This window comes from Enterobacter sp. FW301-JW81, assembly GCF_058788735.1.
This window is the reverse complement of sequence record NZ_JBYTBA010000001.1, coordinates 1,211,612-1,236,121: the sequence shown is the minus strand read 5'-3', so window position 1 is coordinate 1,236,121 and position 24,510 is coordinate 1,211,612. Positions and strand designations below refer to the sequence as shown.

Sequence of the window (24,510 nt, the reverse complement as noted above, 5' to 3'; positions counted from 1 at the left end):
CTCAATCCGGCGCCTTCACCATCTTCCCACTCGCCACAAACGTCCCGGCCCCAAGGTGATGCAGCGTATTCAGCTTATCGCCGTCAAACTGCCAGCGTCCGGCGACAAACGCGCGTTCATCTGCCGCCGCCGATACTACTTCGCCAAACAGCGTATCGTACTTTTCTGCCGCCGATGTGGCGGGTAATAATCGACACTCCATCCACGCCAGACATTTTTCTTCAATGACCGGCAGGCCGAGTTCGGGGCCGTTTACGACCGGGATCCCGTAGCAGTTGAATTTGTCTTCATCGCGCCCGCTGACGCTGCCCACCGCGTAAGTCCAGTTGGCCGCCGCCACGCCGGGGATGACGATGCCAAACTTCCCGCTGCGTTCGATCAGCTCGCGCGACCAGGCGCTTTTATCCACCACAATGGCAATACGCGGCGGTTCAAATTCGACGGGCATTGACCATGCGGCGGCCATCACGTTGCGTCTGTCCAGGGTTTCATCCCGGCTGGTAATCAGCACGGTAGGGCCGTGGTTCAGCAGGCGGCTGGCATGACGTAATTCAACAGGGCGAAAGGGGCTCATAGATTCTCCTCGTAAACAATCGAGTATGCAGAAAAAGCACGGAAATCAAAGTGAACGCGTAAAATTAGTTTATAAACAAAACATCACTTTTAAAGGAAACTGATGCATGTCTCCCTTTCTGACTGCCTATTTTGCTCGCATCGGCTGGAAGCAACCGGCTTCTGCGGATATCGACACCCTGCGCGCGCTGCACTTACATCACAACTGCGCGATCCCGTTTGAGAATATCGATGTCGTCCTGCCGCGCGAAATTCATCTTGAAGACCCGTGTCTGGTCGACAAACTGGTGACCGCCCGTCGCGGGGGATACTGCTTTGAGCAAAACGGCCTGTTCGAGCGCGTCTTGCGCGAAGTCGGGTTTACGGTGCGCAGCGTGCTTGGGCGCGTGGTATTGGCTAATCCACCACTAATGCCGCCGCGCACGCACCGCCTGCTGCTGGTGGAGCTGAACGGCGAGCGCTGGATTGCCGACGTTGGGTTTGGCGGCCAGACGCTGACGGCGCCGATTCGCCTGCTGGCCAACGAAGAACAGGAGACGCCGCACGGGCTTTATCGTCTGCTGAGCGAGGGGAATGACTGGGTGCTGCAGTTCCGTCATCACGAGCACTGGCAGTCGATGTACCACTTTGACCTGACGACGCAGTATTTCAGCGATTACGTGATGGGGAATTTCTGGTCGGCGCACTGGCCGCAGTCGCATTTCCGCCATCATCTGCTGATGTGCCGCCATCTGCCGGACGGCGGCAAGCTGACGCTGACCAACTTTAACTTTACCCACTGGCAGAATGGCCATGTAGAGGAGCAGATCCATCTTCCCGACGCTGCGGCGCTGTATCAGCTGATGCAGGAACGCTTTGGGCTGGGCGTTGACGATCCGAAGCACGGTTTTTCACTGGCAGAACTGACGGCGGTCATGGCGGGGTTTGATACTCACGGGAAATAACCTGGACCGCTATCGCCCGCGAAATTCGCGTCGATAGCGGGAAGGCGACGTATTCAGCAGATTGTTAAAGTGACGTCGCAAGGACGTTGTCGAGGGAAAACCGACTCGCTCAGCAATGTCATCCACCGGCTGGTCAGTTTTTTCGAGATAGCGTTGCGCGACGATAATGCGTTGATTAATCAGCCAGCGCGAAAAACTCTCCCCGGTTGTTTGCTGAAAACGGCGGGTGAAGCTGCGTCGGCTCATGCAGGCCTTTTCCGCCACGCAGTCCAGTGTGAGTGCGAGCTGAAGATTCTCCGTTGCCCACGCCAGCGCATCGGTGAAATAGTCCCCGCGACGCGTATTCTGAACCGGCAGCTCTACATACTGCCGCTGCCCACCCTGGCGGTGGGGGGGAACAACCAGCAAGCGCGCTACGCTGTTTGCCACTTCTGCTCCCCATGCCTGACGCACCAGATGCAGGCAGCAGTCAATGCTGGCCGCCGTTCCCGCAGATGTGACAACGTCACCATCATCAATATAAAGCACATCTTTGTCCATTTGCACGGAGGGATAGAGGCGCTGAAAGTCAGCCGCCCATCGCCAGTGCGTTGTCGCAGGGCGATGTTCCAGTAACCCCGAGGCGGCAACCACAAACGCACCCATGCATAAGCCCACAATGCGTGCACCCGCAGCATGGGCCTTTTTCAGCGCCAGCAAGAGCTCGGAATCTGGGTCACGATCGGGAAAATCCCAGCTTGGGACGATCACCATATCCATTCCTGCCAGAGCATCAAGCCCACGCTCAACAACGATCGAAAATCCGGCATTTGTCTTCAGTACGCCGGGCGTTGTGGCGCAAACGACCAGCTGACAAAGGGGCTCGCCTTGTGGCGTGAGCGCTTTCTCAAACACGGCATACGGCACCGAAAGGTGAAAAGGGATGATCCCATCAAATACCACAATACCAATTTTCAACGTCATAAAAGCCTCCATGTGCCAGCCAGTATAGAAGTCTGGCTGGCGACAGGGATCAAGTCCGGTCTTATTTTGTGACCGGCAATGCCATAACGTCTTTGGCGGTCATTACCTCAGCGAATACATCGGCCACACCGGCTAATGCCGCTCGTTGCAGTGTTTTGTGATCCACCACGCCGCCCTGGCCATCGTCCAGATCGCGTGTTGCCGTTGCATCTTCAGGAATAATCACGCTGTAACCCAGCGGTACAGCGTCACGTGCGGTTGACGAAATACACATGTGCGTCATCAGGCCAATTACGATGACCTTTTTAATTCCTTTTTTCTTTAATTGCGCATCCAGATCGGTGCCAACAAAAGAGCTTGGGGTCGCTTTGGTGATAATGGTGTCTTGCGCAGAAGGTTGCAGATATTTATGGAATTGCGCATAGATGGACCCTTCGGCGAAGATCGGGCTATCCTTCGGCCCTATATGACGCACGAAGTAAACTGGCAGCCCTTTTTGATGGGCATAGTCGACCAGTTTCTGGCTGTTCTTCAGTACCTTTTCACCATCCGGGATAACCATCTGACCACGAAAATCTTTTGATGCGTAATATTCGTTTTGAATATCCACCACGATTAACGCGGTTTCAGAAGCCGATAAGGATGGGGTTGCCGCTGCGCCCGTCATCGCGCGAATGGTTTTGCTATTCATGCTGGTTGTCTCCTGTGCGATAGCATAAGTTGAAAATGCGCTCATCATGCCGATCATCAATGCCGTACGAAAAAATGGTTTCATCACGATAACTCCCTCTATGTTGTGTTCGGGAGTCATTATTTCGCATAGTCGCCAACGGCAGGAGTCACCTGGAGAACAAATAAGGGTACTTTTGGGCCAATATGAGACGGCTACAGCTGAGTAAACTTGCCTATCCACGGGCTGCTGTTTTCGCCAGACCACAGATGTAAAATCAGCTCGCGGAATTTTTCCGCCGCCGGGCTAAGGGGTGTTTCCCGGCGTTGCACAAGCCCCAGCGTTCGGCGTATGACGGGTTCAATCAGCGGGCGACTGACAAGGACGTGATGTTCATCGGTCGGCATCGCCAGACTTGGAACCACAGACACGCCGAGACCCGCTTCCACCATCCCCAGTGACGTTGACAGATGACGCACTTCATAAAACCAGTTCGGTTTCCAGGCCATTTTCTCGAAAGCCTGATCGATAAGCGAACGGTTCCCGCTGGAACGTCTTACCCCAATCAGCTTCATTCCGGCCAGATCGTCCCATGTGACCAGCGGTTTTTTCGCCAGTTCATTGTCGCGCCGGCATGCCAGAACAAAGGGTTCATTCACCAGCGGCGCAAAATCGATATTAGGATGTGTGATGTTTATCATATTTATGCCGAAATCTGCGTCGCCATTTAAAACCGCTTCGAGACAATCGCTGGCACTGTGCTCAAGTATGCGGATCCGGATGTTTGGGTAGTCATTGTTATAATCTCGTATCACAGATGGCAGAAAATAGAAGGCCGCGGTAGGGATACAGGAAACCGTAATCACGCCTGCCTGATGCGTCGCCATTTCTTTAATGCTCAGGATTGAGCTTTCATAAAAATCGATTAAATTCCTTGCTTTAGGTAAAAACTCTCTTCCCACCGTCGTAAGCTTCACGCTGCGCGTCGAACGCTCAAACAGCGTGGTTCCCAGGCTCTCTTCCAGTTTCTGAATTCTGCGTGTTAACGCCGGTTGTGAAATATGAAGAAATTGCGACGCTTTTGTAAAACATCCGATTTCTGCAATTTTTACAAACGCTTGTATTCCCTGTAATTCATGTTGCATATCCGCATCCCGCTCTCGCTTTTCTTTAACCACGATAACGCAGTGGTTATTAATGTGCAAAACGTATTAATTCTGCTTTTTTTGACATTAGAGTTATCAACTTGAGTGTGAAAACCTTATTGCGTTCCTGATAAAACGAAATGAGAAAAACACATGTTAAAGATCCCTTGCGTATTAATGCGTGGCGGTACGTCAAAAGGCCCCGTTATTCTGGCCAGCGACCTGCCTGAGGAAACCGAAGAGCGCGACGCGGTGCTACTCAGCTTGATGGGCGCAGGCCATGAACTTGAAATTGACGGCATTGGCGGTGGAAGCCCGCAAACCAGTAAGGTGGCCATCGTCAGTCCTTCCGACAGTCCGGATGCAGATGTGGATTATTTATTCGCACAGGTGATGGTGAACGAACGTCGCGTCGATACCACGCCAAACTGCGGCAATATGCTCTGTGCGGTGGGACCCTTTGCGATAGAAAAAGGGCTGGTGAAGGCGCAAAGCCCGGTGACAACGGTGCGGATCCGTAATCTTAATACCGGAACGCTGGTTGATGCGGAAGTGCAAACGCCTGATTATCGGGTCACCTATGAAGGCGATACCCAGATTGACGGTGTTCCGGGTACGGCCGCACCCGTTGGCTTAACCTTCCTGAATTCAGCGGGTTCCAAAACAGGAAAATTACTCCCGACTGACAGCGTCACAAACGTATTCGACGGGATTGACGTTACCTGCATTGATATGGCAATGCCGATGGTATTGATTGAGGCATCGGCCCTGGGGAAAACAGGAGGAGAGTCACCCGCGGAACTGGATGCCGATACGGCGTTTAAAGCAAGGCTGGAGAGCCTGCGCCGTCAGGCGGGCGAGGCGATGGGCTTAGGGGATGTGTCAAACAAAGTGATCCCTAAACCGGTTCTCCTCAGCCGGGCGCGCAACGGCGGAACGCTTCAGGTGCGGTATTTCATGCCACACACCTGCCATAAATCACTGGCCATTACCGGCTCGATTGGTATTTCGACCGCGACGCTTATAGAAGGCTCCGTCGCCGCTAAAATTGTCGCCGATCGCCCAAAAGAGCGCTTTACCAATATTATTGATATTGAACACCCAAGTGGAAAAATATCCGTGTCATTGTTGAGGGACGGGAACAATATTGAAAATACCCGAGCCGCGGTAATTCGTACCTCCCGTAAGCTATTTGAAGGTGTCGTCTGCGTGCCTGAAAAAATGCTCTCTGAAGTTGATTAAGTAAAAGCCAAACTAAGAAATAGTTCTACCTTAAACAATTATACTCTGTACCTTAACTATAAAACTGAGGTTATTATGGCGTTAACGCATGCTAACAATACCCTGAAAGCGCCCGTTCCTGTAAAAGCCAGCGCGCATATTCGCGTAATTCTGGCACTCGCATTATCCGGGCTAGCAGAACTTGCTTCTCTGTTTTTTATTCAGCCACTGCTTCCGACGCTGGCCGTTGAATATAATGTTCCGGTCAGCCAGGTGAGTATTATCTTATCTGCAGAAACGGCCTTGCTGGCAATTGGGTTGCTGTTTACCGGGACCTTATCCGACCAATATGGCAGGAAGCGCTTAATTATCGTCTCCCTCCTGTTGGGCGGCATTCTGACGCTGCTCTGCCCGCTGGTAGAATCCTGGGCGATGCTGGTGGCGCTGCGTGCGGTGATTGGTCTGGCGCTAAGCGGTATCGCTGCGGCGGCCACCGCCTACATCAGTGAAGAGGTCGCACCGGTGGCGGCTGGCATCGTGACGGGCTATTTTGTCTTCGGCAACTCGATGGGCGGTATGTCCGGCCGTATTGTTGCCAGCCAGCTTATCGATCACGTTTCAATCAATGTCATCTTTTACGGATTTGCTGTCAGCCTGATAGCGGTTGCCGTTCTGGTGAAGTTCCTGCTGCCTGAATCTAAAAACTTCAAGCCTACGCAGAGCCTTAACGCCATGCGTATGGTGAAAGGGGCGGCATCGCACTTCAAAAATAAAAATCTGGCGCTGGCGTTTGTCATCAGCTTTATTATCTTCGGCGCATTTACCTCACTGTATAACTATCTGGCCTTCTTCCTGAAAGGTGAACCGTTCCATATTTCACCGGCAAATGCAGGCCTGCTCTCCTTTAGCTTCGCCCTGAGTTTCTTTACGGCTCCGCAGGCAGGCCGCTTATCGGCAAAATATGGCGCAATGAAGGTCCTGCGCGTGTTGTTCCTGATCATGGCGTTCGGCATGCTGCTGACGCTCACGTCGAACGTTGTCACCTTTATTGTTGGCGCCGTAATTTTTACCGGCTGTTTCTTCGGCTGTCACTCTATCGGCTTAAGCTGGGTCAGTAAAAATGCAACCCATGCAAGAGGCCAGGCCGTCGCGCTCTATTTATTCTTCTACTACATGGGCGGTTCGGTGATTGGTTTTATTAACGGTTTTGTTTTCCATTCGATGGGCTGGCAGGGGATGACCGGATTTATTCTGGCATTGCTCGGGGTTGGCGTTGTGGTGGCGACGTATCTGGCATCCGGTAATAAACCGGTACTGGTACCCGCCCAGTCCGCAGAATAAAAGTCAGGCAATGTGTTCACGCCCTGGGGCGTGAACACAGAAAGAACACGTATATCAATCGGGTATTATCATGAAATTAGCAAGCTATATTCATCAGGGCCGTAAAAGCTACGGGATTTATACACCATCCGGCTTTATCGATTTGGGTAATAAAATCGGCCATCAATATGCGACATTGAAAGACCTTCTTCACTGGGATGCGGTAGACGTCGCCAGACAATATCTCGATTGCCCGGTGGATATTAGGCCTGAAGAAATCACCTTTTTGCCCGTTATAGAAGAGCCCGGAAAGATTTTCTGCGTGGGGATGAATTACGCTGAAAAAAGAAAAGAGTTTGCTGAGACGAATAATGCCCCCACGCTGTTTATCCGTTTTCCTGATTCGCAAACCGGGCATGCGCGGCCGGTGATAAAACCGGTTCTCTCCAGCGAGTTCGATTACGAAGGCGAGCTGGCCGTGATCGTCGGTAAACCCGGTAGCCGAATTGACGTTAATAACGCGCTCAGCCACGTCGCGGGATACAGCTGCTATATGGACGGCTCCGTGCGCGACTGGCAGCACGCCTGGTTCACCGCCGGTAAAAACTGGACGCAAACTGGCGCCTTCGGCCCGTATATGACCACGGCGGACGAGATCCCCGACCCTCACGCATTGACCATTCACACCTGGCTGAACGGCATGCTGGTTCAGAATGACTCCACCGGCAGCATGATCCACAAAGTGGCGGATCTTATCGCCTACATCAGCACGTTTACCTCTCTCAGCGCCGGCGACGTCATTATTACCGGTTCGCCGGGCGGCGTCGGCAAAAAGCGTAATCCACCTCTGTTTATGCACGACGGCGATCGCGTTGAAGTGGAGATCGAAAACGTTGGCCGACTGGTCAATACCATTGTGGAAGCTCAACCGCAGCCGCAAGCGTTAGCTGTCTAAACGCTCAGGAGAGAGAAGATGTACACCGCCAGAACACCCGAATTTGAGGTTATTAACGCCGGTAACGCCCAGTCCCGGGAAGAGGTCGTCCGCTTCCTGGCCCGCAACGGTTTAGGCATTGATGATGATATTGAGCAATTTATTGTTGCGCGCTATCAACGCCATCTGGTCGCCTGCACCGGCATTGCGGGTAACACGCTGAAGTGCATCGCGGTGGATCCCGCGTGGCGGGGCACGTCGCTAAGCCTGACGTTAATCCATGAAGCCGAGCTTCAGGCGGCGCAGAACGGCGAACATCAGCTCTTTCTTTTTACCTGTTCGGATAACGTGAAGTCGTTTCGCGGATGCGGATTTTATCCGCTGGTGACGGTCGAGAACCGTGCGTCATTAATGGAGAATACGCCGGTAGGTATTCATCGTTATTGCAGCCAGCTGCGCCACCGTCATTTCGCGCCGGGGAAAAATATTGGCGCAATTGTGATGAACGCCAATCCGTTCACCCTCGGCCATCAATATCTTATTGAGCATGCGGCAAGCCGGTGCGACGCGTTACATGTTTTCGTGGTCCAGGAAGATGTCTCGGCATTTTCGTTTAAAGAACGGTTCGCGATGGTCAGGGACGGATCGCGGCACCTGCCGAATGTCATCGTCCATCCGGGGTCGGCGTATATTATTTCGCGCGGGACATTCCCGGGCTATTTCCTGAAAGATAAGCAGGTCATTGATAAAACCTACGCGGCAATTGACCTCATGCTGTTCAGAAATTACATCGCCCCCGCGTTGAATATTAATCATCGTTTCGTGGGGACCGAGCCATTTTGTCCGTTAACCGCCGAATATAACCGGGCGATGCACCGCTGGCTGGAAGAAGAGACGAGCGCAGCGGCTCGTATTAGCGTACACGAAATAGAAAGAAGAACGGACGGTAATAATGTGCCGGTATCGGCTTCAGCCGTACGTCGTTTATTAAAAGAAAACAACATTGCTGCCGCCAGTCGCATGGTGCCTGCCACTACGCGCGCGTTTCTGAATAACGGAATACAGCATCAGCCCTGTTTATCCGAGCCGCTGACGGCAGCGGTTTAAGCGCATTATCACAGGAAAAAGAATATGAAAATTGTGCAAGCCGCGATGGCGGGAACGCTGGAGTCCAGCGACCTGATGGTCAAGGTCAGTCCCGTCGAGAGCGGGCTGGATGTGGTCATTCAGAGCGAAGTGTATAAGCAGTTCGGCGACCGAATTGCAGAGGTGGTCAATGAAACCCTTGCGGCCTTCAATATCAAGCAGGGGCTGATCGTTGTCGATGATAAAGGCGCGCTGGACTGCGTGATCCGCGCCCGCGTGCAGGCTGCACTGCTCAGAGGTACAGCCCGGGAAGACATTGCATGGGAAACGTTATAATGAAAAAGTTACGCCGCAGTATGTTATTTATTCCCGGTTCAAGTGCAGCCATGCTGTCGACGGCATTTATCTATAAACCAGACTCAATTATGTTTGACCTGGAAGATGCCGTTGCGCTGAAAGAAAAAGACAGCGCGCGTCTTCTTGTATTTCACGCGCTGCAACACCCAATGTAGAACGATATTGAAACCGTTGTCAGAATTAACCCGCTTAATACCCCTTTTGGTTTAAAGGATCTGGAAGCCGCCGTCAGGGCAGGGGTAGATGTTATTCGTCTGCCCAAAACCGACACACCGGAAGATATTTATCAGCTTGAACGTGAAATCGTCCGCATTGAAGAAAGCTGCGGGCGTCCTGTTGGCTCAACGAAATTAATGGCGGCAATCGAATCCGCCGTCGGCGTCATTAATGCCGTTGCCATTGCGAAATCCTCCGACCGTTTAATGGGGATTGCGCTCGCCGCCTTTGACTACGTGATGGATATGCAAACCGAGCGGGGCGACGGGACCGAACTGTTCTATGCCCGCTGCGCCGTACTGCATGCCGCTCGCGGGGCAGGGATCGACGCTTTCGACGTGGTATACGCCGACGTGAATGACGAGGCCGGTTTCCTGAAAGAAGTGGATCTCATCCGCCGGATGGGCTTCAACGGAAAATCGCTGATTAATCCGCGACAAATTGAAATTCTTCACAACGCCTACGCGCCTACGCAGGAAGAAGTGGATTACGCCCAGCGCGTGATTGCTGCCGCAGAAGAGGGAGAACGCAACGGACTGGGGGTGATTTCGCTTAACGGAAAAATGATCGACGCGCCAATCATTAACCATGCCCGCGTGGTTATCGAACGTAAAAATGCCTCGGGCATTCGTCAGTAATCCCTTATACCGCAAGCGACAGGATGAATAATGAAAAGTCTCACTGAAAACCTGCACCACATTCCTGGCTCTCGCCGTGAGTACGTCGCCTTCAGCGGCGCTAACGCGACGACGCCATATCTTGCTGACGCTCAGCAAAAGTCTCAGCGCAAACTTTTTGCCAGCGTGGACGACGTGCTGTCCCGTTGCGATCTGCATGACGGCATGACCGTATCCTTTCATCACGCGTTCCGCGAGGGCGATAAGGTCATCAATTACGTGATGGATAAGCTGGCTCAGCGCGGTCTGAAAGGGATCACGCTCGCGTCCAGTTCGTTGATGTCGTGCAATACCCCACTTATTGAACACATTCGCAGTGGCGTGATTGGCAAAATCTACACCTCCGGCATGCGTGGCGAGCTGGCGGATGCGATTTCACATGGGCTGATGGACGAGCCGGTACAGATCCACTCCCACGGCGGGCGGGTGAACCTGATTCAGAAGGGTGAAATTGCCATTGATGTCGCTTTTCTGGCGGTGTCCTGCTGCGATGAATATGGCAATGCCAGCGGCAACGGCGGCACATCGCAGTGCGGCTCGCTCGGTTACGCCATGGTCGACGCGCAATATGCCAAAAAGGTGGTCTTGCTCACCGAAACCCTGAAGCCGTTCCCCAACCTGCCGGCCAGTATCGTTCAGGACCGGGTTGACTATGTGGTGCAGATTGAGAGCGTCGGCGACCCGGCAAAGATCAGCGTAGGCGCCGCCAGGGTCACCAGCAATCCACGTGAGCTGATGATTGCCCGTTCTGCCGCCGACGTTATCGAACACTCTGGCTATTTCCGCAACGGCTTTTCCATTCAGACCGGTTCAGGTGCGGCGTCTACCGCCTGTACGCGGTTTATGGAAGCCCGTATGCGCAAACACAACATTGTCGCCCGTTTCGCGCTCGGCGGGATCACTGGCAGCATTGTCGATCTGCATCAAAAAGGGCTCATTGAAAAGATCCTCGATACGCAAAGCTTTGACGGCGCCGCGGCCGCGTCCATGACCGTCAATCCCGGCCATGTAGAAATCTCCACCAACGTCTATGCGAACCCGGCTGCAAAAGCCGCCTGCTGCGACAGGGTGGACGTGGTCATCCTCAGCGCGCTGGAGGTGGACACGCAGTTCAACGTCAACGTGCTGACCGGTTCCGACGGCGTGATGCGCGGCGCGTCGGGCGGGCATTGCGACGTCGCCGCGGCGGCAAATCTCACCATCGTGGTTGCCCCGCTGATCCGCAGCCGAATTCCTACCGTTGTCAGGCAGGTCACCACCCTGGTGACGCCGGGCGATAGCATTGACGTTCTGGTTACCGATCACGGTATTGCCGTGAACCCGGCGCGTCCGGAGATCCGCGAACGTCTGATTAACGCCGGGCTTGCCGTCGTCGATATCGATGCGCTGTATCACAAGGCGCTGCTCATCTCAGGGCAGCCTAAGCCTGTGGAGTTTACTGACCGGATCGTGGGTGTGGTGCGCTACCGCGACGGCAGCGTGATTGACGTGGTTCGCCAGGTTAAGGAGTAATTCCCATGACGGATAAAGCCTCGAACGTGAAGGTTTCTCTGGAACAGGTGCTGAACGCCAGAGAACAGCGAGCCCGCCGCCAGCAGGCGTGGCTGTTTCAGTCGGATCATACGGTGGTGTCCGTCACGCTGGTCTGGCCGGGGGAGGTGAAGGATACCGCGCTGGCCAGACGGGTGATGGCCGCTGTGAATGACGCACTCGGTGACCTGTTCCGGACCCATCAGTGGACGGTCTGCCGCCAGCAGATCCTGCTGCCGGTCACGGGGCCGGAAGCGCTCTGGTCGGTGGCGGCACCCGCGTGGATGATCAAACACGTGACGGCGCATCTGGAAGATAACCATCCGCTGGGGCGCCTATGGGATATCGACGTGCTGTGTCCAAAGGCGGGCCTGCTGAAAAGAGACGCCATCCAGCAACCTATGCGCAAATGTTTTATCTGTCATGAACCTGCTCACGCTTGCTCCCGCATGCGACGTCATTCGCAGGCCGAGCTCACGCGCGTAATTGAGGCGTTAACCGATGACTACTTCGCTTGCCAGATGTAATGCGCCAGACGTTCAGCAACCCTTCGCGGAGCTGGCGGCCGAGGCCCTGTACCGGGAAATTCGCTTGACCCCGAAACCGGGTCTGGTGGATCGCATCAACAGCGGGGCGCATAAGGATATGGATTTCGCCCTGTTCATGAGCAGTATCGCGGCGATTGCCCCCTGGTTCTCGACGTTCTTTAACGTTGGCAGAGAGACGGCTCGTCTTGCTGGTCCGCAAACGCTGCGGGCGATAAGGCCAACCGGTCTGGCCTGCGAACAGGCGATGTTTAACGCCACCGGCGGGGTGAATACCCATAAAGGTGGGATTTTCTCTCTGGGGCTGCTGTGTGCCGCGGCGGGGCGTCTGACGCAAAAGCAAGAAAACCTCACGCAGCGCAGCCTGTGCGAGGAGTGCAGCGCAATCTGCACGGGCATCGTTGAGCGGGAGCTGAATAATCGCGGCGTGGCGAAAACGAAGGGCGAGCAGCAGTTCAAAGCGTACGGCTTCACCGGTGCCAGAGGCGAAGCGGAAAGCGGTTTCGCCACCGTCCGCCACGCTGGCCTTCCTCACTTTGAAACCGCACTGCGCCGGGGAGCCTCAGAGGATGAGGCGCTGCTGAGGATGTTGCTCGGGCTGATGGCGTCGAATCCGGACACCAACCTTGTTTCACGTGGTGGAACGAAAGGGCTGAATTATGCCAGACGCTATGCCAGACGAATATTAACCGTGCAGCATCTGACGCCGGAAAAATTAATTAACGCCTTATCCAGCATGGACGTTCAGTTTATTCGCCGGAACTTAAGCCCGGGAGGGAGCGCAGATCTTATCGCCGTCGGATGGTTATTGTCGCAGTTTCCGTCCGAATAATCGAAAAAGGAAAACGTCATGATTGAACAACGCCTGAAGCAGCTCGGTAACGTTTATACCCCTATTCTGGTTCCGGGGCTGAGAGACAGCGATGAACATCACTGGCAAAGCTGCTGGGGGCGGCGTTTTCCTTTCTGGAAACGGATCCAGCAGAAAAACTGGTTCGAGCCCGATATTGAAAACTGGGTCTCCGCCATTTCCCGCGAGCTGGCAGCGTGTCAGCTGCCCGCCATCCTCGTCGGCCATAGCTTTGGCGCGCTGGCGTCATGCCGGCTGCTGCAAACGCGGCGGGTAAACGTCGCCGGGGTGGTGATGGTCGCGCCAGCAGAGCCCGCCTTTTTCGGCCTGGAAGAGTCCATTCAGCCAGCCTTATTACCGGTTCCCTGCCTGATGTTTGCCAGCAGAAACGACCCCCTGATGCCTTTCGCGCGCGCTCAGTTCTGGGCGGCATGCTGGGAGGGGCAATTAATCGATATCGGGGAGGCCGGGCATATTAATGCCGAATCCGGATTTGGTGAATGGCCTTACGGGCTCGAACGACTAACGGAATTTTGTGAACAACTTTAGCTTTAACAGGAGAACCTATGTTAGATGATTATAATCAGCACCTGAACGCGCGCGCTGAATCGGGTATTCCGGCAAAACCCTTAACGGCGGAACAGACCGAGGCGCTTATTCATCGCTTAATTCACGATGCACCCACGCATCATCCGCGATTAATCGATTTATTAACCCACTGCGTTCCCCCGGGCGTCGATCCCGCGGCAAAGTTAAAAGCCGAATTTTTATTTAAGCTGGCACTGCAGGAATACCGTATTGACGGTCTCTCTCCCGAAGCGGCCACGACGCTGCTGGGTTCCATGCAGGGCGGCTATAACGTTCAGCCGCTGATCGATCTTCTGGACCACCCGAGCCTGGCACCGCTGGCCGCACAGCAGCTTTGTTCGACTATCCTGATCTTCGAAAAATTCAGCCAGGTTGAAGCCAAAGCGCTGAACGGTAACGTCCGGGCAAAAGAGGTGCTTCAGTCCTGGGCAAATGCCGAGTGGTTTACCCGCCGTCCGGCGATGCCTGAAAAAATCACCCTGACGGTGTTCAAGGTTCCCGGCGAAACCAATACCGATGATTTGTCTCCGGCACCGGAGGCGTGGTCACGCCCGGATATTCCGCTGCACGCGCTCTCCATGCTCAGTAACGCCAGGGAAGGGGTTGAGCCGGATGAGCCCGGCGTGCGCGGGCCTTTGCGCCAGCTGGCAGCCTTAAAAGAGGCAGGCTGGCCGCTGGCGTACGTCGGCGACGTCGTGGGAACCGGGTCATCGCGCAAATCCGCCACCAACTCGATCTTATGGCACATCGGGAATGATATTCCGTTCGTGCCGAATAAGCGTAACGGCGGGTTTGTGTTTGGCGGCAAAATTGCCCCCATTTTCTTCAACACGCTGGAAGATTCCGGTGCCTTGCCGGTAGAGATGGACGTCTCCGCGCTGACGACCGGGATGCTGATCGATCTGTATCCCTACAAAGGTGAAATTCGCGAAACGGAAAGCCAGCGTCTGGTGACGCGCTTTACGCTTAAAACCGACGTGCTGCTGGACGAAGTGCGCGCCGGCGGGCGGATCCCGCTGATTATCGGACGCAGTCTGACCGCGAAAGCGCGGGAATCGCTGAAGCTTGCGCCTTCAGATGTCTTCCGCAAGCCCGCCGCCCCTGCGCCATCCGCAGCCGGTTTTACGCTGGCACAAAAAATGGTGGGTAAAGCCTGCGGCGTTGCGGGGATCCGTCCCGGACAGTACTGCGAGCCGAAAATCACGACCGTGGGCTCTCAGGACACCACCGGCGGGATGACGCGCGACGAGTTGACCGATCTTGCCTGCCTGACGTTTTCAGCCGATCTGGTGATGCAGTCTTTCTGCCACACCTCGGCGTACCCTAAGCCCGTCGACGTTCAGCTGCATGAAACCCTGCCGCAGTTTATCACCCGTCGTAACGGGGTTGCGCTGAAACCGGGGGACGGCATTATCCACTCCTGGCTTAACCGCATGCTGCTGCCGGATACGGTGGGCACCGGAGCCGACTCCCATACCCGCTTCCCGCTGGGGATCTCGTTCCCGGGCGGCTCCGGGCTGGTGGCGTTTGCCGCCGCGACGGGTATTATGCCGCTGGATATGCCGGAATCGGTGCTGGTGCGCTTTACGGGCGTGATGCTGAAAGGGATCACCCTGCGCGATCTGGTTCACGCCATTCCGCTCTACGCCAGAAAGCAGGGTCTGTTGACGGTCGAGAAAAAGAATAAGCGCAATATTTTCTCGGGCCGGATCCTCGAAATTGAGGGGCTGGAAACACTGAGTGCAGAGCAGGCGTTTGAGCTGGCTGACGCCTCCGCTGAACGGTCCGCTGCCGCCTGCGTGATGCGCCTGGCGGAGGACAAGGTCGCGCAATACCTGCGTTCCAACGCGGCCCTGCTGCGCTGGATGGTAAAGCAAGGATATGAGAACGCCGACACGCTTGAACGACGCATCGCTGAAATCGAGGCGTGGCTGACTAACCCGTCGCTGCTCCGCGCCGATCCTGACGCGGAATATGCCGCAGTCATTGAGATTGATCTCAATGAAATCACCGAACCGGTGGTCTGCGCGCCAAACGATCCGGATGACGCCCGCTTACTTTCTGAGGTGGCCAGCACGCCGATAGAGGAGGTCTTTATTGGCTCCTGCATGACCAACATCGGTCATTTCCGCGCTGCGGGTGAAATCCTGGCCGATGCCGGTGAAAGCCAGGCGCGGATGTGGATCGCGCCTCCGACCAAAATGGACGCCCGGCAGCTTTCCCGTGAGGGCTATTTTAGCCAGTTTATAAAGTCGGGGGCGCGAATCGAGCCCGCGGGTTGTTCCCTCTGCATGGGGAACCAGGCGAGGGTGCGCGAAGGGAGTCACGTGGTATCGACGTCCACCCGAAATTTCCCGCATCGTCTGGGAACGAATGCCAGCGTGTTCCTTGCCTCGGCGGAATTAAGCAGCGTCGCGGCCATACTGGGTAAAATGCCAACCGTTGAAGAATATTTACGCTATACGGATAAACTTCATGGTGCGCGTGAAAATATCTATCGCTATCTCAGTTTTGACACCCTGGCCGAATATCAAATCACAGAAGGTGATAATATCCCGGTTGTTAGTGTGTAGTTTCTTATTATTTATTTAGCAAATGTATTTATCCGGCAGAGGCGTCTCTCAGGAGAATCCTCTGCCATTCAGGGACCCTTTTCTCATGGGTGAGATATGCTTAAATCCAATGTTTTAAAAACAATCTTACTTGCCGTAATAATATTATTATCAATATTTATTCCTCCGCCTGATGGATTAAGCAAAGAGGCGTGGATACTGGCAGGGATATATTTATCCGCTATCGTTGGCCTGGTCATTAAACCTTATCCCGAACCCGTTATCATGCTCGTCGCGGTCGCTTTAACCTGTTTTACCGTAACAAAATTTCCGGATTCACCTGTCAAATCAATGGATGTGCTGAGCGGATACGCCTCCGGCACGACCTGGCTGGTGTTCAGCGCCTTTACGCTTAGCGCGGCGTTCGTTACGACCGGTCTGGGAAAGCGGCTTGCTTACTGGTTTATCCTCAAATTTGGCAGTACGACGCTAAGGCTGGGGTATGTCACCGCCTTGCTGGACCTGGTGCTCGCACCCGCCACGCCCTCCAATACCGCGCGGGCAGGTGGGGTGGTTTTCCCGATTATTAATAGCATCGCGACCGTACTAGGCTCAACGCCAAAAGAGACACCGTGCAAGGCTGGCCGTTATTTAATGGTCAATGTCTATATGGTCACTAAAACAACCAGCTATATGTTTTTAACGGGCTTTGCCGGGAACGCGTTAGCGCTTCAGCTCATTTCAGATATTTTCCATATCCATATTAGCTGGATCGGCTGGATGCTGGCGGGCGCCCCGTTGGGATTATTGATGCTGTGTATTATTCCCTATATTTGCTACCGAATTGCCTCGCCGGAAATTAAGCATATTGATAATGTCGCGATTGCGACCAACGGGCTGGAAAGCCTCGGGGCAATGAGCCTCAAAGAGAAGGGGCTGGTGGTTATTTTTATCGCCGCACTATTGGGCTGGATCTTCTCACGTCATCTTGGTCTCACTGAATCCGCCGTCGCTATTATCGCGATGGGGGCGGCGCTGCTGTTTAATATTATCGGCTGGAACGATGTCCAAAAAAATAAAGGCGGCTGGAATACCCTGATGTGGTACGGGGGCATCATCGGTCTGAGCGCCACCCTGAGCAAAGAGGGCTTTTTCCGCTGGCTGGCGGATTTCCTCTCTGCGCATCTGGATTTTCTCAGCGCCGGTAATATGACCATCGTGATTATCGTGTTTCTCAGCGTGCTGGTTCGCTATTTCTTCGCCTCTGGCGGGGCATACGTCGCGGCCATGGTGCCGGTGTTTGCCACCGTGGGTCTGGTCACCGGAACGGCGCCCGTCCTGTTGGCGCTTGCGATTCTGTTTTCCAATTCCTACGGTGGGTGTATCACGCACTATGGGGGCGCGGCAGGACCCATTATCTTCGCCTCAGGGTATAACGACATTAAGTCATGGTGGACGATTGGCACCATCGTGGCGCTGTGCACGTTTTTAGTCCACATGCTCGTCGGCATTCCCTGGTGGGGTTTCCTCATGCAGCATGGGATGCTGCAGTCTTAATCGCCCGGTAGCGGCTACGCCTTACCGGGCCTGCATGATTTTGAACGTAGGTCGGGTAAGGCGTAGCCGCCACCCGACAAAATCAACGGCGCGATCTCACCACCTGATACCGACGGGTAAAATACTCAAACGGCGCGCTCCATACGTGCACCAGACGGGTGAACGGGAAGATAAGGAAGATCGTCATCCCCAGCACCAGATGGATGCGGAAGATCGGCGCCACGCCGCTCAGCATTTCTGATGAACCTCCCTTAAACGTCACGATCCCCTGCGCCCAGCCGACCAGCTTCATCATTTCACTCCCGTCAGGATACTGCGCGGAGAAGGGAATGGTGGTCAGCCCCAGGATGCACTGGATCAGCAAAATGCTCATGATGATGATATCCGGCGTGGTGGACGTGGCGCGCACGCGCTGATTGAACAGGCGGCGGTAAAGCAGCATAGACCCGCCAATCAGCGTCAACACGCCACAAACCCCACCCGCCATCATCGCCAGCTGCTGCTTAACCGCGACGGGTAAAAACCAGGCGTACATCCAGTGCGGGGTTAACATGCCGAACAGGTGTCCGAAGAAAATCCCCAGGATCCCGATATGAAACAGGTTTGAGCCCCAGTTCATACCGCGTTTGCTGAGCATCTGGCTTGACGAGGCGCGCCAGGTGTACTGCCCGTAGTCGTAGCGCAACCAGCTGCCGAGGAAAAAGACGGTGGCGCAGATGTAGGGATAAATGTCATAGAAAAACACGTTCAGGTAGTGTGTCATTTTGGGCCTCCGGCGCTGACGTCTACGTACTGCGGCGCGACGTCCTGGCTAAAGCGTCGTTGATATTGCTGCATCGGCGAGCTGTCGCACGATGTGGCGTTGTCTTCGATAAACTTGACCTGTTCCTCTTCCCAGACTGCGTCCAGCGCCTGACGGGTATCATCCCGTTTTTCACCGGACACCTGTTTTGCCACGCTGTCGCTGGAAAGCCGCGTTTCCGCCAGCGCCAGCAGGGCGTCAAATAGCTGGTAATGCGCCACGCCGCGCTGCTTCAGGCGTCCCCCAATCAGCGCCAGGATCGGCGCGACGTTTTGCAATCCTTCGCGCGCTTCGTCGTCGGTGACGATGCTGAGGTATTCCAGGTAGAGCGGCAGGTAGTCCGGCAGCTCGCGGCAGTCCAGTTGGAGCCCGGCTTTCTCGTACTGGCTCATCAGGTCGACCATCGCCTGACCGCGATCGCGGGACTCAGCGTGAACGTGCTCGAACAGCAGCAGCGACGTCGCGCGACCGCGCTCAAAAACCTCGCACCACTCGGCCTGTTTATCCAGCAGCGGGGCGTTCAGGTGCTGCCGGGTAAACGGCAGCAGCGCGGGCGCGTTCTGCTCAATCAGCGAAAGCGCTTCGTCACGGCTTTCCCACAGGGTCTCATCGGGATATTCGATCAGCAGCGCGATGATTTTGAGGATTTGCATTATTCTCCCTCCCCGTGTTCGCGCACCTCGGTGATGTTGATCGCATCAATGCGGCTGCTGTTGAAGAGGTTGAATTTGGTGTCGGAGCCGTGGCAGCCGTCGCCAAAGGTGAAGCCGCAGCCGTTTTTCTCCGGGAAGGCGTCGCGCGCCATTTCGCGGTGGCTGGTCGGGATCACGAAGCGGTCTTCGTAGTTAGCAATCGCCAGATAGCGGTACATCTCTTCAACCTGCGCTTCGGTCAGGCCGACCTCTTCGATGGCCCGGGTATCGGTCACGCCTTCCACGGTCTGGGAACGTTTGTAGTGGCGCATCGCCATCATGCGCTTCAGGGCGCGCAGCACCGGCCCGGTATCGCCCGCGCTGAGCATGTTCGCCAGATACTGCACCGGAATGCGCAGGCTTTCTACGGCAGGCAGGACGCCGTCGCTCTGCGGCAGGCCGCCGGCGTCCGCGTAGGACTGGATCGGCGACAGCGGCGGCACGTACCAGACCATCGGCAGGGTGCGGTATTCCGGATGCAGCGGCAGGGCAAGCTTCCAGTCCATCGCCATTTTATAGACCGGCGAGCGCTGGGCGGCGTCAATCACGTTCTGCGGAATACCCTGCTTCAGCGCTTCTTCAATAACCGCCGGGTCGTTCGGGTTCAGGAACACGTCGCACTGGCGCTCGTACAGATCGGTTTCATGCTCGGTGCTGGCCGCCTCTTCAATGCGGTCCGCGTCATACAGCAGCACGCCGAGGTAGCGGATGCGCCCGACGCAGGTTTCCGAGCAGACGGTCGGCTGGCCGGACTCAATGCGCGGGTAGCAGAAGATGCATTTTTCTGACTTGCCGCTCTTCCAGTTGAAGTAGATTTTCTTGTACGGACAGCCGCTGATGCACAGACGCCAGCCGCGACATTTGTCCTGGTCGATCAGCACGATGCCGTCTTCTTCGCGCTTGTAGATGGCGCCGCTCGGGCAGGTGGCGACGCAGCTCGGGTTGAGACAGTGCTCGCACAGGCGCGGCAGGTACATCATGAAGGTGTTTTCAAACTGGCCATACATCTCTTTCTGGATCTTCTGGAAGTTGCGGTCGCGGGCGCGCTTTTCGAACTCGCCGCCCAGCAGCTCCTCCCAGTTGGGCCCCCAGACGATTTTATCCATTCGCTTGCCGTCAATCAGCGAGCGCGGCCGGGCGGTAGGGAGGTGATCGCCCTCCGGGGCGCGGTGCAGATCCTGATAGTCAAAGGTAAAGGGCTCATAGTAATCGTCTATCTGCGGCAGGACGGGGTTAGCGAAAATTTTCGACAGTACGCCCATCTTGCCGCCGAGGCGTGGAGTCAGCTTGCCGGTAATGCCGCGGATCCAGCCGCCTTGCCACTCCTCCTGATCTTCCCAGTTTTTCGGGTAGCCGATGCCCGGTTTGGTTTCGACGTTGTTAAACCACGCATATTCCATCCCTTCACGCCCGGTCCAGACGTTCTTACAGGTGACCGAGCAGGTGTGGCAGCCGATGCATTTATCGAGGTTCAGAACCATGCCAACCTGTGAGCGTATTTTCATTTTTTCGCCTCCTGTACCTTATCCCGACCTTCGCCATCCAGCCAGTTAATGTTTTTCATTTTGCGGATCATGATGAACTCGTCGCGGTTAGAGCCGACGGTGCCGTAATAGTTAAAGCTGTACGCCAGCTGGGCGTAGCCGCCGATCATGTGCGTCGGTTTCGGGCAGACGCGGGTCACCGAGTTGTGGATCCCACCGCGCCGTCCGGTCACCTCTGAGCCCGGGATGTTCAGGATGCGCTCCTGGGCGTGATACATCATGGTCATGCCCGGCGGCACGCGCTGGCTGACCACCGCGCGGGCGGTGAGGGCGCCGTTGGCGTTGAAGGCTTCGATCCAGTCGTTGTCCTCAATACCCAGCTCGCGGGCGTCGGTTTCGCTGATCCAGACAATCGGCCCGCCGCGCGACAGGGTCTGCATCAGCAGGTTTTCGCTGTAGGTGGAGTGGATGCCCCATTTCTGGTGCGGCGTCAGGAAGTTGAGCGCTTTTTCCGGGAAGCCGTTCGGCGGGATCTCGCGCATATGGCTGACGCTGCGGGTATCAATCGGCGGACGGTAGGCTACCAGGCTTTCCCCGAAGGCGCGCATCCACGGATGATCCTGATACAGCTGCTGGCGACCCGAAAGGGTACGCCACGGAATCAGCTCGTGGACGTTGGTATAGCCCGCGTTGTAGGAAACGTGCTCGCTCTCAAGACCGGACCAGGTCGGGCTGGAGATGATTTTGCGCGGCTGCGCCTGAATATCGCGGAAGCGGATCTTCTCGTCTTCTTTATTCAGCGCCAGGTGGGTGTGGTCGCGCCCGGTCAGTTCGCCGAGCGCTTCCCAGGCCTTCACCGCCACCTGACCGTTGGTTTCCGGCGCCAGGGCGAGGATCACCTCGGAGGCGTCGATCGCCGTTTCAATCAGCGGGCGACCTTTCGCCGGGCCGTCGGGCTTGACGTAGTTCAGCTTGCCGAGGAAATCGACCTCGTTCTGCGTGTTCCACGATATGCCTTTTCCGCCGTTGCCGAGCTTGTCCATCAGCGGACCGAGAGAGGTGAAGCGTTCGTAGGTTTCCGGGTAGTTACGCTCGACCACCGCAATGTTCGGCGAGGTTTTGCCGGGGATCAGATCGCATTCGCCTTTGCGCCAGTCCTGAATATCAAACGGCTGGGAGAGCTCCGCTGGCGAGTCGTGCTGCAGCGGCTGCAGCACCACGTCGGTTTCGGTGCCCAGATGCCCGACGCAGACCTCGGAGAAGACTTTGGCGATGCCTTTATAGATCTCCCAGTCGCTGCGGGACTCCCACGCCGGGTCGACGGCGGCGGAGAGCGGATGAATAAACGGATGCATATCCGAGGTATTCATATCGTCTTTTTCATACCAGGTGGCGGTGGGCAGGACGATATCCGAGAACAGACAGGTGCTGGACATGCGGAAGTCGAGCGTCACCAGCAGGTCGAGCTTGCCCTCGATGGCGGCGGTCTGCCACTCCACCTCTTCAGGCTTCACGTCATCGGTCGAGCCGAGATCCTCGCCCTGAATGCCGCTCTCGGTGCCGAGCAGGTATTTCAGCATGTACTCGTGGCCTTTTCCGGACGAGCCGAGGAGGTTAGAGCGCCAGACGAACAGGTTGCGGGGATGGTTTTTACCGTTGTCAGGCTGCTCGCAGGCGAAACGCACGTCACCCGATTTCAGCCCCTGCACGGTGTACTCCTGCGGCGTCATGCCTGCCGCCTCCGCACGGGCTTTAACGTGCAGCGGGTTAAGGTTGAGCTGCGGGGCCGACGGCAGCCAGCCCATACGCTCGGCGCGGACGTTGAAGTCGATCAGGTGGCCAGTGAATTTCGAGGCGTCCGCCAGAGGGGAGAGCAGCTCCTGCGCGGTCAGCTTCTCATAGCGCCACTGGCTGGCATGATTGTAAAAGAAGGAGGTACTGTTCATCTGGCGCGGCGGGCGGTTCCAGTCCAGTGCGAAGGCCAGCGGCAGCCAGCCGGTCTGCGGCCGCAGCTTCTCCTGGCCCACGTAGTGTGACCAGCCGCCGCCGCTCTGCCCGACGCAGCCGCAGAAGACCAGCATGTTGATCATCCCGCGGTAGTTCATGTCCATGTGGTACCAGTGGTTCACCCCGGCACCCAGAATGATCATCGAACGACCGTGCGTTTTGTGCGCCGTATCGGCAAACTCGCGGGCGATTTTTTCTATCAGATAAGCGGGCACGCCGGTAATCTGCTCGCCCCAGGCGGGCGTATAGGCCTTAATCTGGTCATAGCTTTCTGCGGCGTTGCTGTCTTCCAGACCGCGATCGAGACCGTAGTTAGCCAGCACCAGATCGTAAACGCTGACCACCCGTTTCTGGCTGCCGTCGGCGAGCGTCAGGGTTTTGCTCGGCACGCGACGCGTCAGCACCGGCTCCTGCTTCACGCTGCGGAAATGCGGGTTTTCGTTGCCGCCAAAGTAGGGGAACGCCACATCGGCAACGCTATCGTGGGTAATCAGCAGGGAGAGGGTCAGCTCGGTTTCATGGCCCGCGGCCTGCGGCTCCAGGTTCCATTTGCCTTTTTCTCCCCAGCGGAAGCCAATCGATCCGTTTGGCACCACCAGGTTCCCGGCAATATCAAAGGCGACGGTCTTCCATTCCGGGTTATTGGCTTCCCCCAGCCCGTCAACCAGGTCCGAGGCGCGCAGCATGCGGCCCGGCACGACGCGGCCGTCCGCCTGCTCGTCCAGCAGCACCAGCATCGGCATGTCGGTATAGCGGCGACAGTAGTTGAGGAAGTAGTCGCTGGGGTTATCGAGGTGAAACTCTTTGAGGATCACGTGGCCCATCGCCATCGCGAGGGCGCTGTCGGTGCCCTGTTTGGGCGCCAGCCACTGATCGCTGAGCTTCGCGACCTCCGAGAAGTCCGGTGTGATGGCGACGGTCTTCGTCCCTTTGTAGCGGACTTCGGTGAAGAAGTGGGCATCTGGCGTGCGGGTCTGCGGCACGTTGGAGCCCCAGGCGATGATATAGCTGGAGTTGTACCAGTCGGCGGACTCCGGCACGTCGGTCTGTTCGCCCCAGGTCATGGGGGAGGCAGGGGGGAGATCGCAGTACCAGTCATAGAAGCTCAGGCAGGTCCCGCCCAGCAGGGAAAGATAGCGCGTGCCGGCGGCGTAGGAGACCATCGACATCGCCGGGATAGGGGAAAAACCCGCCACGCGGTCCGGGCCATAATTTTTGATGGTCCAGACGTTGGCGGCGGCGATCAGCTGGTTCAGCTCTTTCCAGTTCGAGCGGATAAACCCGCCGTGACCGCGCGCGCGCCTGTAGCTCTGCGCCTTTTGCGGATCGCTCTGGATGGCGTCCCAGGCCAGCACCGGATCGGTATGCTGCGCCAGCGCCTCGCGCCAGAGCTCAATTAACTTGCGGCGCACCAGCGGGTATTTGAGACGGTTGGCGCTGTAGAGATACCAGGAGTAGCTCGCCCCGCGCGGGCAGCCGCGCGGTTCATGGTTGGGCAGGTCGGGGCGGGTGCGGGGATAGTCGGTTTGCTGCGTCTCCCAGGTCACCAGACCGTTTTTGACGTAAATTTTCCAGCTACAGGAGCCGGTACAGTTCACGCCGTGGGTCGAGCGCACAATCTTGTCGTACTGCCAGCGCTGGCGGTAGCTGTCCTCCCAGTCGCGGTTGGTGTGATACACCTGCCCGTGCCCATCGGCGAAACTGTCGCCTTTTGTTTTGAAGTAGCGGAAGCGGTCCAACAGTTTGCTCATGACATTTCTCCTGCTTCGATAGCATTGCCGGAGGGTGCTGCATCAC

Annotated in this window: 20 protein-coding genes and 1 pseudogene; 13 read left to right on the top strand and 8 right to left on the bottom strand. The window is 56.2% G+C overall.

The features are described from left to right. Window position 1: 1 nt before the first annotated feature. Entirely contained in the window at window positions 2–574 is a 573-nt protein-coding gene (locus AC3WOK_RS05870) for a flavin reductase family protein (RefSeq protein WP_492354150.1), read from the bottom strand. A gap of 106 nt (window positions 575–680) precedes the next feature. Between AC3WOK_RS05870 and nhoA the strand changes: the two genes are divergently transcribed. After that, window positions 681–1,517 (top strand): N-hydroxyarylamine O-acetyltransferase, encoded by an 837-nt coding sequence (gene nhoA, locus AC3WOK_RS05865; RefSeq protein WP_492354149.1) that lies wholly within the window; start codon window positions 681–683, stop codon window positions 1,515–1,517. Between the two features lie 9 nt (window positions 1,518–1,526). Here nhoA and AC3WOK_RS05860 read toward each other — a convergent pair whose 3' ends face one another. The 3 genes from AC3WOK_RS05860 to AC3WOK_RS05850 all read right to left on the bottom strand — a co-directional run bounded on the left by AC3WOK_RS05860 (window position 1,527) and on the right by AC3WOK_RS05850 (window position 4,295). After that, a complete protein-coding gene (locus AC3WOK_RS05860) occupies window positions 1,527–2,480 on the bottom strand; it encodes a GlxA family transcriptional regulator (protein ID WP_063428294.1) in 954 nt (317 codons plus the stop codon). 61 nt (window positions 2,481–2,541) lie between these two features. After that, window positions 2,542–3,255: an isochorismatase family protein gene (locus tag AC3WOK_RS05855; RefSeq protein WP_492354242.1), complete on the bottom strand. Its 714-nt coding sequence runs from the start codon at window positions 3,253–3,255 to the stop codon at window positions 2,542–2,544. A gap of 110 nt (window positions 3,256–3,365) precedes the next feature. Continuing rightward, on the bottom strand, window positions 3,366–4,295 hold the full coding sequence (locus tag AC3WOK_RS05850; protein ID WP_063428397.1) for a LysR family transcriptional regulator: 930 nt from the start codon (window positions 4,293–4,295) through the stop codon (window positions 3,366–3,368). Between the two features lie 153 nt (window positions 4,296–4,448). Between AC3WOK_RS05850 and AC3WOK_RS05845 the strand changes: the two genes are divergently transcribed. The 12 genes and pseudogenes from AC3WOK_RS05845 (at window position 4,449) to AC3WOK_RS05790 (ending at window position 17,728) form a co-directional block, all read left to right on the top strand. Further along, window positions 4,449–5,537, top strand: coding sequence for a 4-oxalomesaconate tautomerase (locus AC3WOK_RS05845; protein ID WP_447855735.1), 1,089 nt, complete (start codon window positions 4,449–4,451; stop codon window positions 5,535–5,537). A gap of 75 nt (window positions 5,538–5,612) precedes the next feature. Then, window positions 5,613–6,857, top strand: a complete 1,245-nt coding sequence (locus AC3WOK_RS05840) for an MFS transporter (protein WP_492354148.1) — start codon at window positions 5,613–5,615, stop codon at window positions 6,855–6,857. 70 nt (window positions 6,858–6,927) lie between these two features. Continuing rightward, a complete protein-coding gene (locus AC3WOK_RS05835) occupies window positions 6,928–7,791 on the top strand; it encodes a fumarylacetoacetate hydrolase family protein (RefSeq protein ID WP_063428284.1) in 864 nt (287 codons plus the stop codon). Window positions 7,792–7,809: 18 nt separating this feature from the next. Beyond that, window positions 7,810–8,877: a [citrate (pro-3S)-lyase] ligase gene (gene citC / locus AC3WOK_RS05830; protein WP_492354147.1), complete on the top strand. Its 1,068-nt coding sequence runs from the start codon at window positions 7,810–7,812 to the stop codon at window positions 8,875–8,877. A gap of 24 nt (window positions 8,878–8,901) precedes the next feature. Continuing rightward, complete coding sequence (gene citD, locus AC3WOK_RS05825) at window positions 8,902–9,192, top strand: citrate lyase acyl carrier protein (RefSeq protein ID WP_492354146.1); 291 nt, start codon at window positions 8,902–8,904, stop codon at window positions 9,190–9,192. Further along, window positions 9,192–10,067: pseudogene (gene citE / locus AC3WOK_RS05820) on the top strand (citrate (pro-3S)-lyase subunit beta). Before citD ends, citE begins: the two are co-directional and overlap by 1 nt. 30 nt (window positions 10,068–10,097) lie before the next feature. Further along, window positions 10,098–11,618, top strand: coding sequence for a citrate lyase subunit alpha (citF, locus tag AC3WOK_RS05815; RefSeq protein ID WP_492354145.1), 1,521 nt, complete (start codon window positions 10,098–10,100; stop codon window positions 11,616–11,618). A gap of 5 nt (window positions 11,619–11,623) precedes the next feature. Next, window positions 11,624–12,163, top strand: coding sequence for a citrate lyase holo-[acyl-carrier protein] synthase (gene citX / locus AC3WOK_RS05810; protein ID WP_492354144.1), 540 nt, complete (start codon window positions 11,624–11,626; stop codon window positions 12,161–12,163). Continuing rightward, the gene (citG, locus tag AC3WOK_RS05805) at window positions 12,138–13,013 is read left to right on the top strand and encodes a triphosphoribosyl-dephospho-CoA synthase CitG (protein ID WP_492354143.1); all 876 of its coding nucleotides are present in this window, start codon (window positions 12,138–12,140) and stop codon (window positions 13,011–13,013) included. Before citX ends, citG begins: the two co-directional genes overlap by 26 nt. Window positions 13,014–13,031: 18 nt before the next feature. Further along, on the top strand, window positions 13,032–13,580 hold the full coding sequence (locus AC3WOK_RS05800; RefSeq protein WP_492354142.1) for an RBBP9/YdeN family alpha/beta hydrolase: 549 nt from the start codon (window positions 13,032–13,034) through the stop codon (window positions 13,578–13,580). Window positions 13,581–13,597: 17 nt separating this feature from the next. Further along, window positions 13,598–16,192, top strand: a complete 2,595-nt coding sequence (gene acnB, locus AC3WOK_RS05795; protein ID WP_492354141.1) for a bifunctional aconitate hydratase 2/2-methylisocitrate dehydratase — start codon at window positions 13,598–13,600, stop codon at window positions 16,190–16,192. A 96-nt stretch (window positions 16,193–16,288) separates the two neighbouring features. Beyond that, window positions 16,289–17,728 carry an anion permease gene (locus tag AC3WOK_RS05790; RefSeq protein ID WP_059309972.1) on the top strand — a complete coding sequence of 480 codons (1,440 nt, stop codon included), beginning with the start codon at window positions 16,289–16,291 and terminating at the stop codon, window positions 17,726–17,728. Between the two features lie 82 nt (window positions 17,729–17,810). Here AC3WOK_RS05790 and narI read toward each other — a convergent pair whose 3' ends face one another. The 4 genes from narI to AC3WOK_RS05770 are packed head-to-tail and all read right to left on the bottom strand — an operon-like array spanning window position 17,811 to window position 24,464. Next, a complete protein-coding gene (narI, locus tag AC3WOK_RS05785; protein WP_047348394.1) occupies window positions 17,811–18,491 on the bottom strand; it encodes a respiratory nitrate reductase subunit gamma in 681 nt (226 codons plus the stop codon). Next, the gene (gene narW / locus AC3WOK_RS05780; RefSeq protein WP_492354140.1) at window positions 18,488–19,183 is read right to left on the bottom strand and encodes a nitrate reductase molybdenum cofactor assembly chaperone; all 696 of its coding nucleotides are present in this window, start codon (window positions 19,181–19,183) and stop codon (window positions 18,488–18,490) included. Before narW ends, narI begins: the two co-directional genes overlap by 4 nt. Next, window positions 19,183–20,727 (bottom strand): nitrate reductase subunit beta, encoded by a 1,545-nt coding sequence (gene narH, locus AC3WOK_RS05775; RefSeq protein WP_047348396.1) that lies wholly within the window; start codon window positions 20,725–20,727, stop codon window positions 19,183–19,185. Before narH ends, narW begins: the two co-directional genes overlap by 1 nt. After that, window positions 20,724–24,464 (bottom strand): nitrate reductase subunit alpha, encoded by a 3,741-nt coding sequence (locus tag AC3WOK_RS05770; RefSeq protein WP_492354139.1) that lies wholly within the window; start codon window positions 24,462–24,464, stop codon window positions 20,724–20,726. Before AC3WOK_RS05770 ends, narH begins: the two co-directional genes overlap by 4 nt. Window positions 24,465–24,510 lie beyond the last annotated feature (46 nt).

Bases quoted from the DNA above. Each gene is read 5' to 3' on its own strand.
- AC3WOK_RS05870 (WP_492354150.1), bottom strand. From the start codon at position 574: ATGAGCCCCTTTCGCCCTGTTGAATTACGTCATGCCAGCCGCCTGCTG.
- nhoA (WP_492354149.1), top strand. From the start codon at position 681: ATGTCTCCCTTTCTGACTGCCTATTTTGCTCGCATCGGCTGGAAGCAA.
- AC3WOK_RS05860 (WP_063428294.1), bottom strand. From the start codon at position 2,480: ATGACGTTGAAAATTGGTATTGTGGTATTTGATGGGATCATCCCTTTT.
- AC3WOK_RS05855 (WP_492354242.1), bottom strand. From the start codon at position 3,255: ATGAAACCATTTTTTCGTACGGCATTGATGATCGGCATGATGAGCGCA.
- AC3WOK_RS05850 (WP_063428397.1), bottom strand. From the start codon at position 4,295: ATGCAACATGAATTACAGGGAATACAAGCGTTTGTAAAAATTGCAGAA.
- AC3WOK_RS05845 (WP_447855735.1), top strand. From the start codon at position 4,449: ATGTTAAAGATCCCTTGCGTATTAATGCGTGGCGGTACGTCAAAAGGC.
- AC3WOK_RS05840 (WP_492354148.1), top strand. From the start codon at position 5,613: ATGGCGTTAACGCATGCTAACAATACCCTGAAAGCGCCCGTTCCTGTA.
- AC3WOK_RS05835 (WP_063428284.1), top strand. From the start codon at position 6,928: ATGAAATTAGCAAGCTATATTCATCAGGGCCGTAAAAGCTACGGGATT.
- citC (WP_492354147.1), top strand. From the start codon at position 7,810: ATGTACACCGCCAGAACACCCGAATTTGAGGTTATTAACGCCGGTAAC.
- citD (WP_492354146.1), top strand. From the start codon at position 8,902: ATGAAAATTGTGCAAGCCGCGATGGCGGGAACGCTGGAGTCCAGCGAC.
- citF (WP_492354145.1), top strand. From the start codon at position 10,098: ATGAAAAGTCTCACTGAAAACCTGCACCACATTCCTGGCTCTCGCCGT.
- citX (WP_492354144.1), top strand. From the start codon at position 11,624: ATGACGGATAAAGCCTCGAACGTGAAGGTTTCTCTGGAACAGGTGCTG.
- citG (WP_492354143.1), top strand. From the start codon at position 12,138: ATGACTACTTCGCTTGCCAGATGTAATGCGCCAGACGTTCAGCAACCC.
- AC3WOK_RS05800 (WP_492354142.1), top strand. From the start codon at position 13,032: ATGATTGAACAACGCCTGAAGCAGCTCGGTAACGTTTATACCCCTATT.
- acnB (WP_492354141.1), top strand. From the start codon at position 13,598: ATGTTAGATGATTATAATCAGCACCTGAACGCGCGCGCTGAATCGGGT.
- AC3WOK_RS05790 (WP_059309972.1), top strand. From the start codon at position 16,289: ATGCTTAAATCCAATGTTTTAAAAACAATCTTACTTGCCGTAATAATA.
- narI (WP_047348394.1), bottom strand. From the start codon at position 18,491: ATGACACACTACCTGAACGTGTTTTTCTATGACATTTATCCCTACATC.
- narW (WP_492354140.1), bottom strand. From the start codon at position 19,183: ATGCAAATCCTCAAAATCATCGCGCTGCTGATCGAATATCCCGATGAG.
- narH (WP_047348396.1), bottom strand. From the start codon at position 20,727: ATGAAAATACGCTCACAGGTTGGCATGGTTCTGAACCTCGATAAATGC.
- AC3WOK_RS05770 (WP_492354139.1), bottom strand. From the start codon at position 24,464: ATGAGCAAACTGTTGGACCGCTTCCGCTACTTCAAAACAAAAGGCGAC.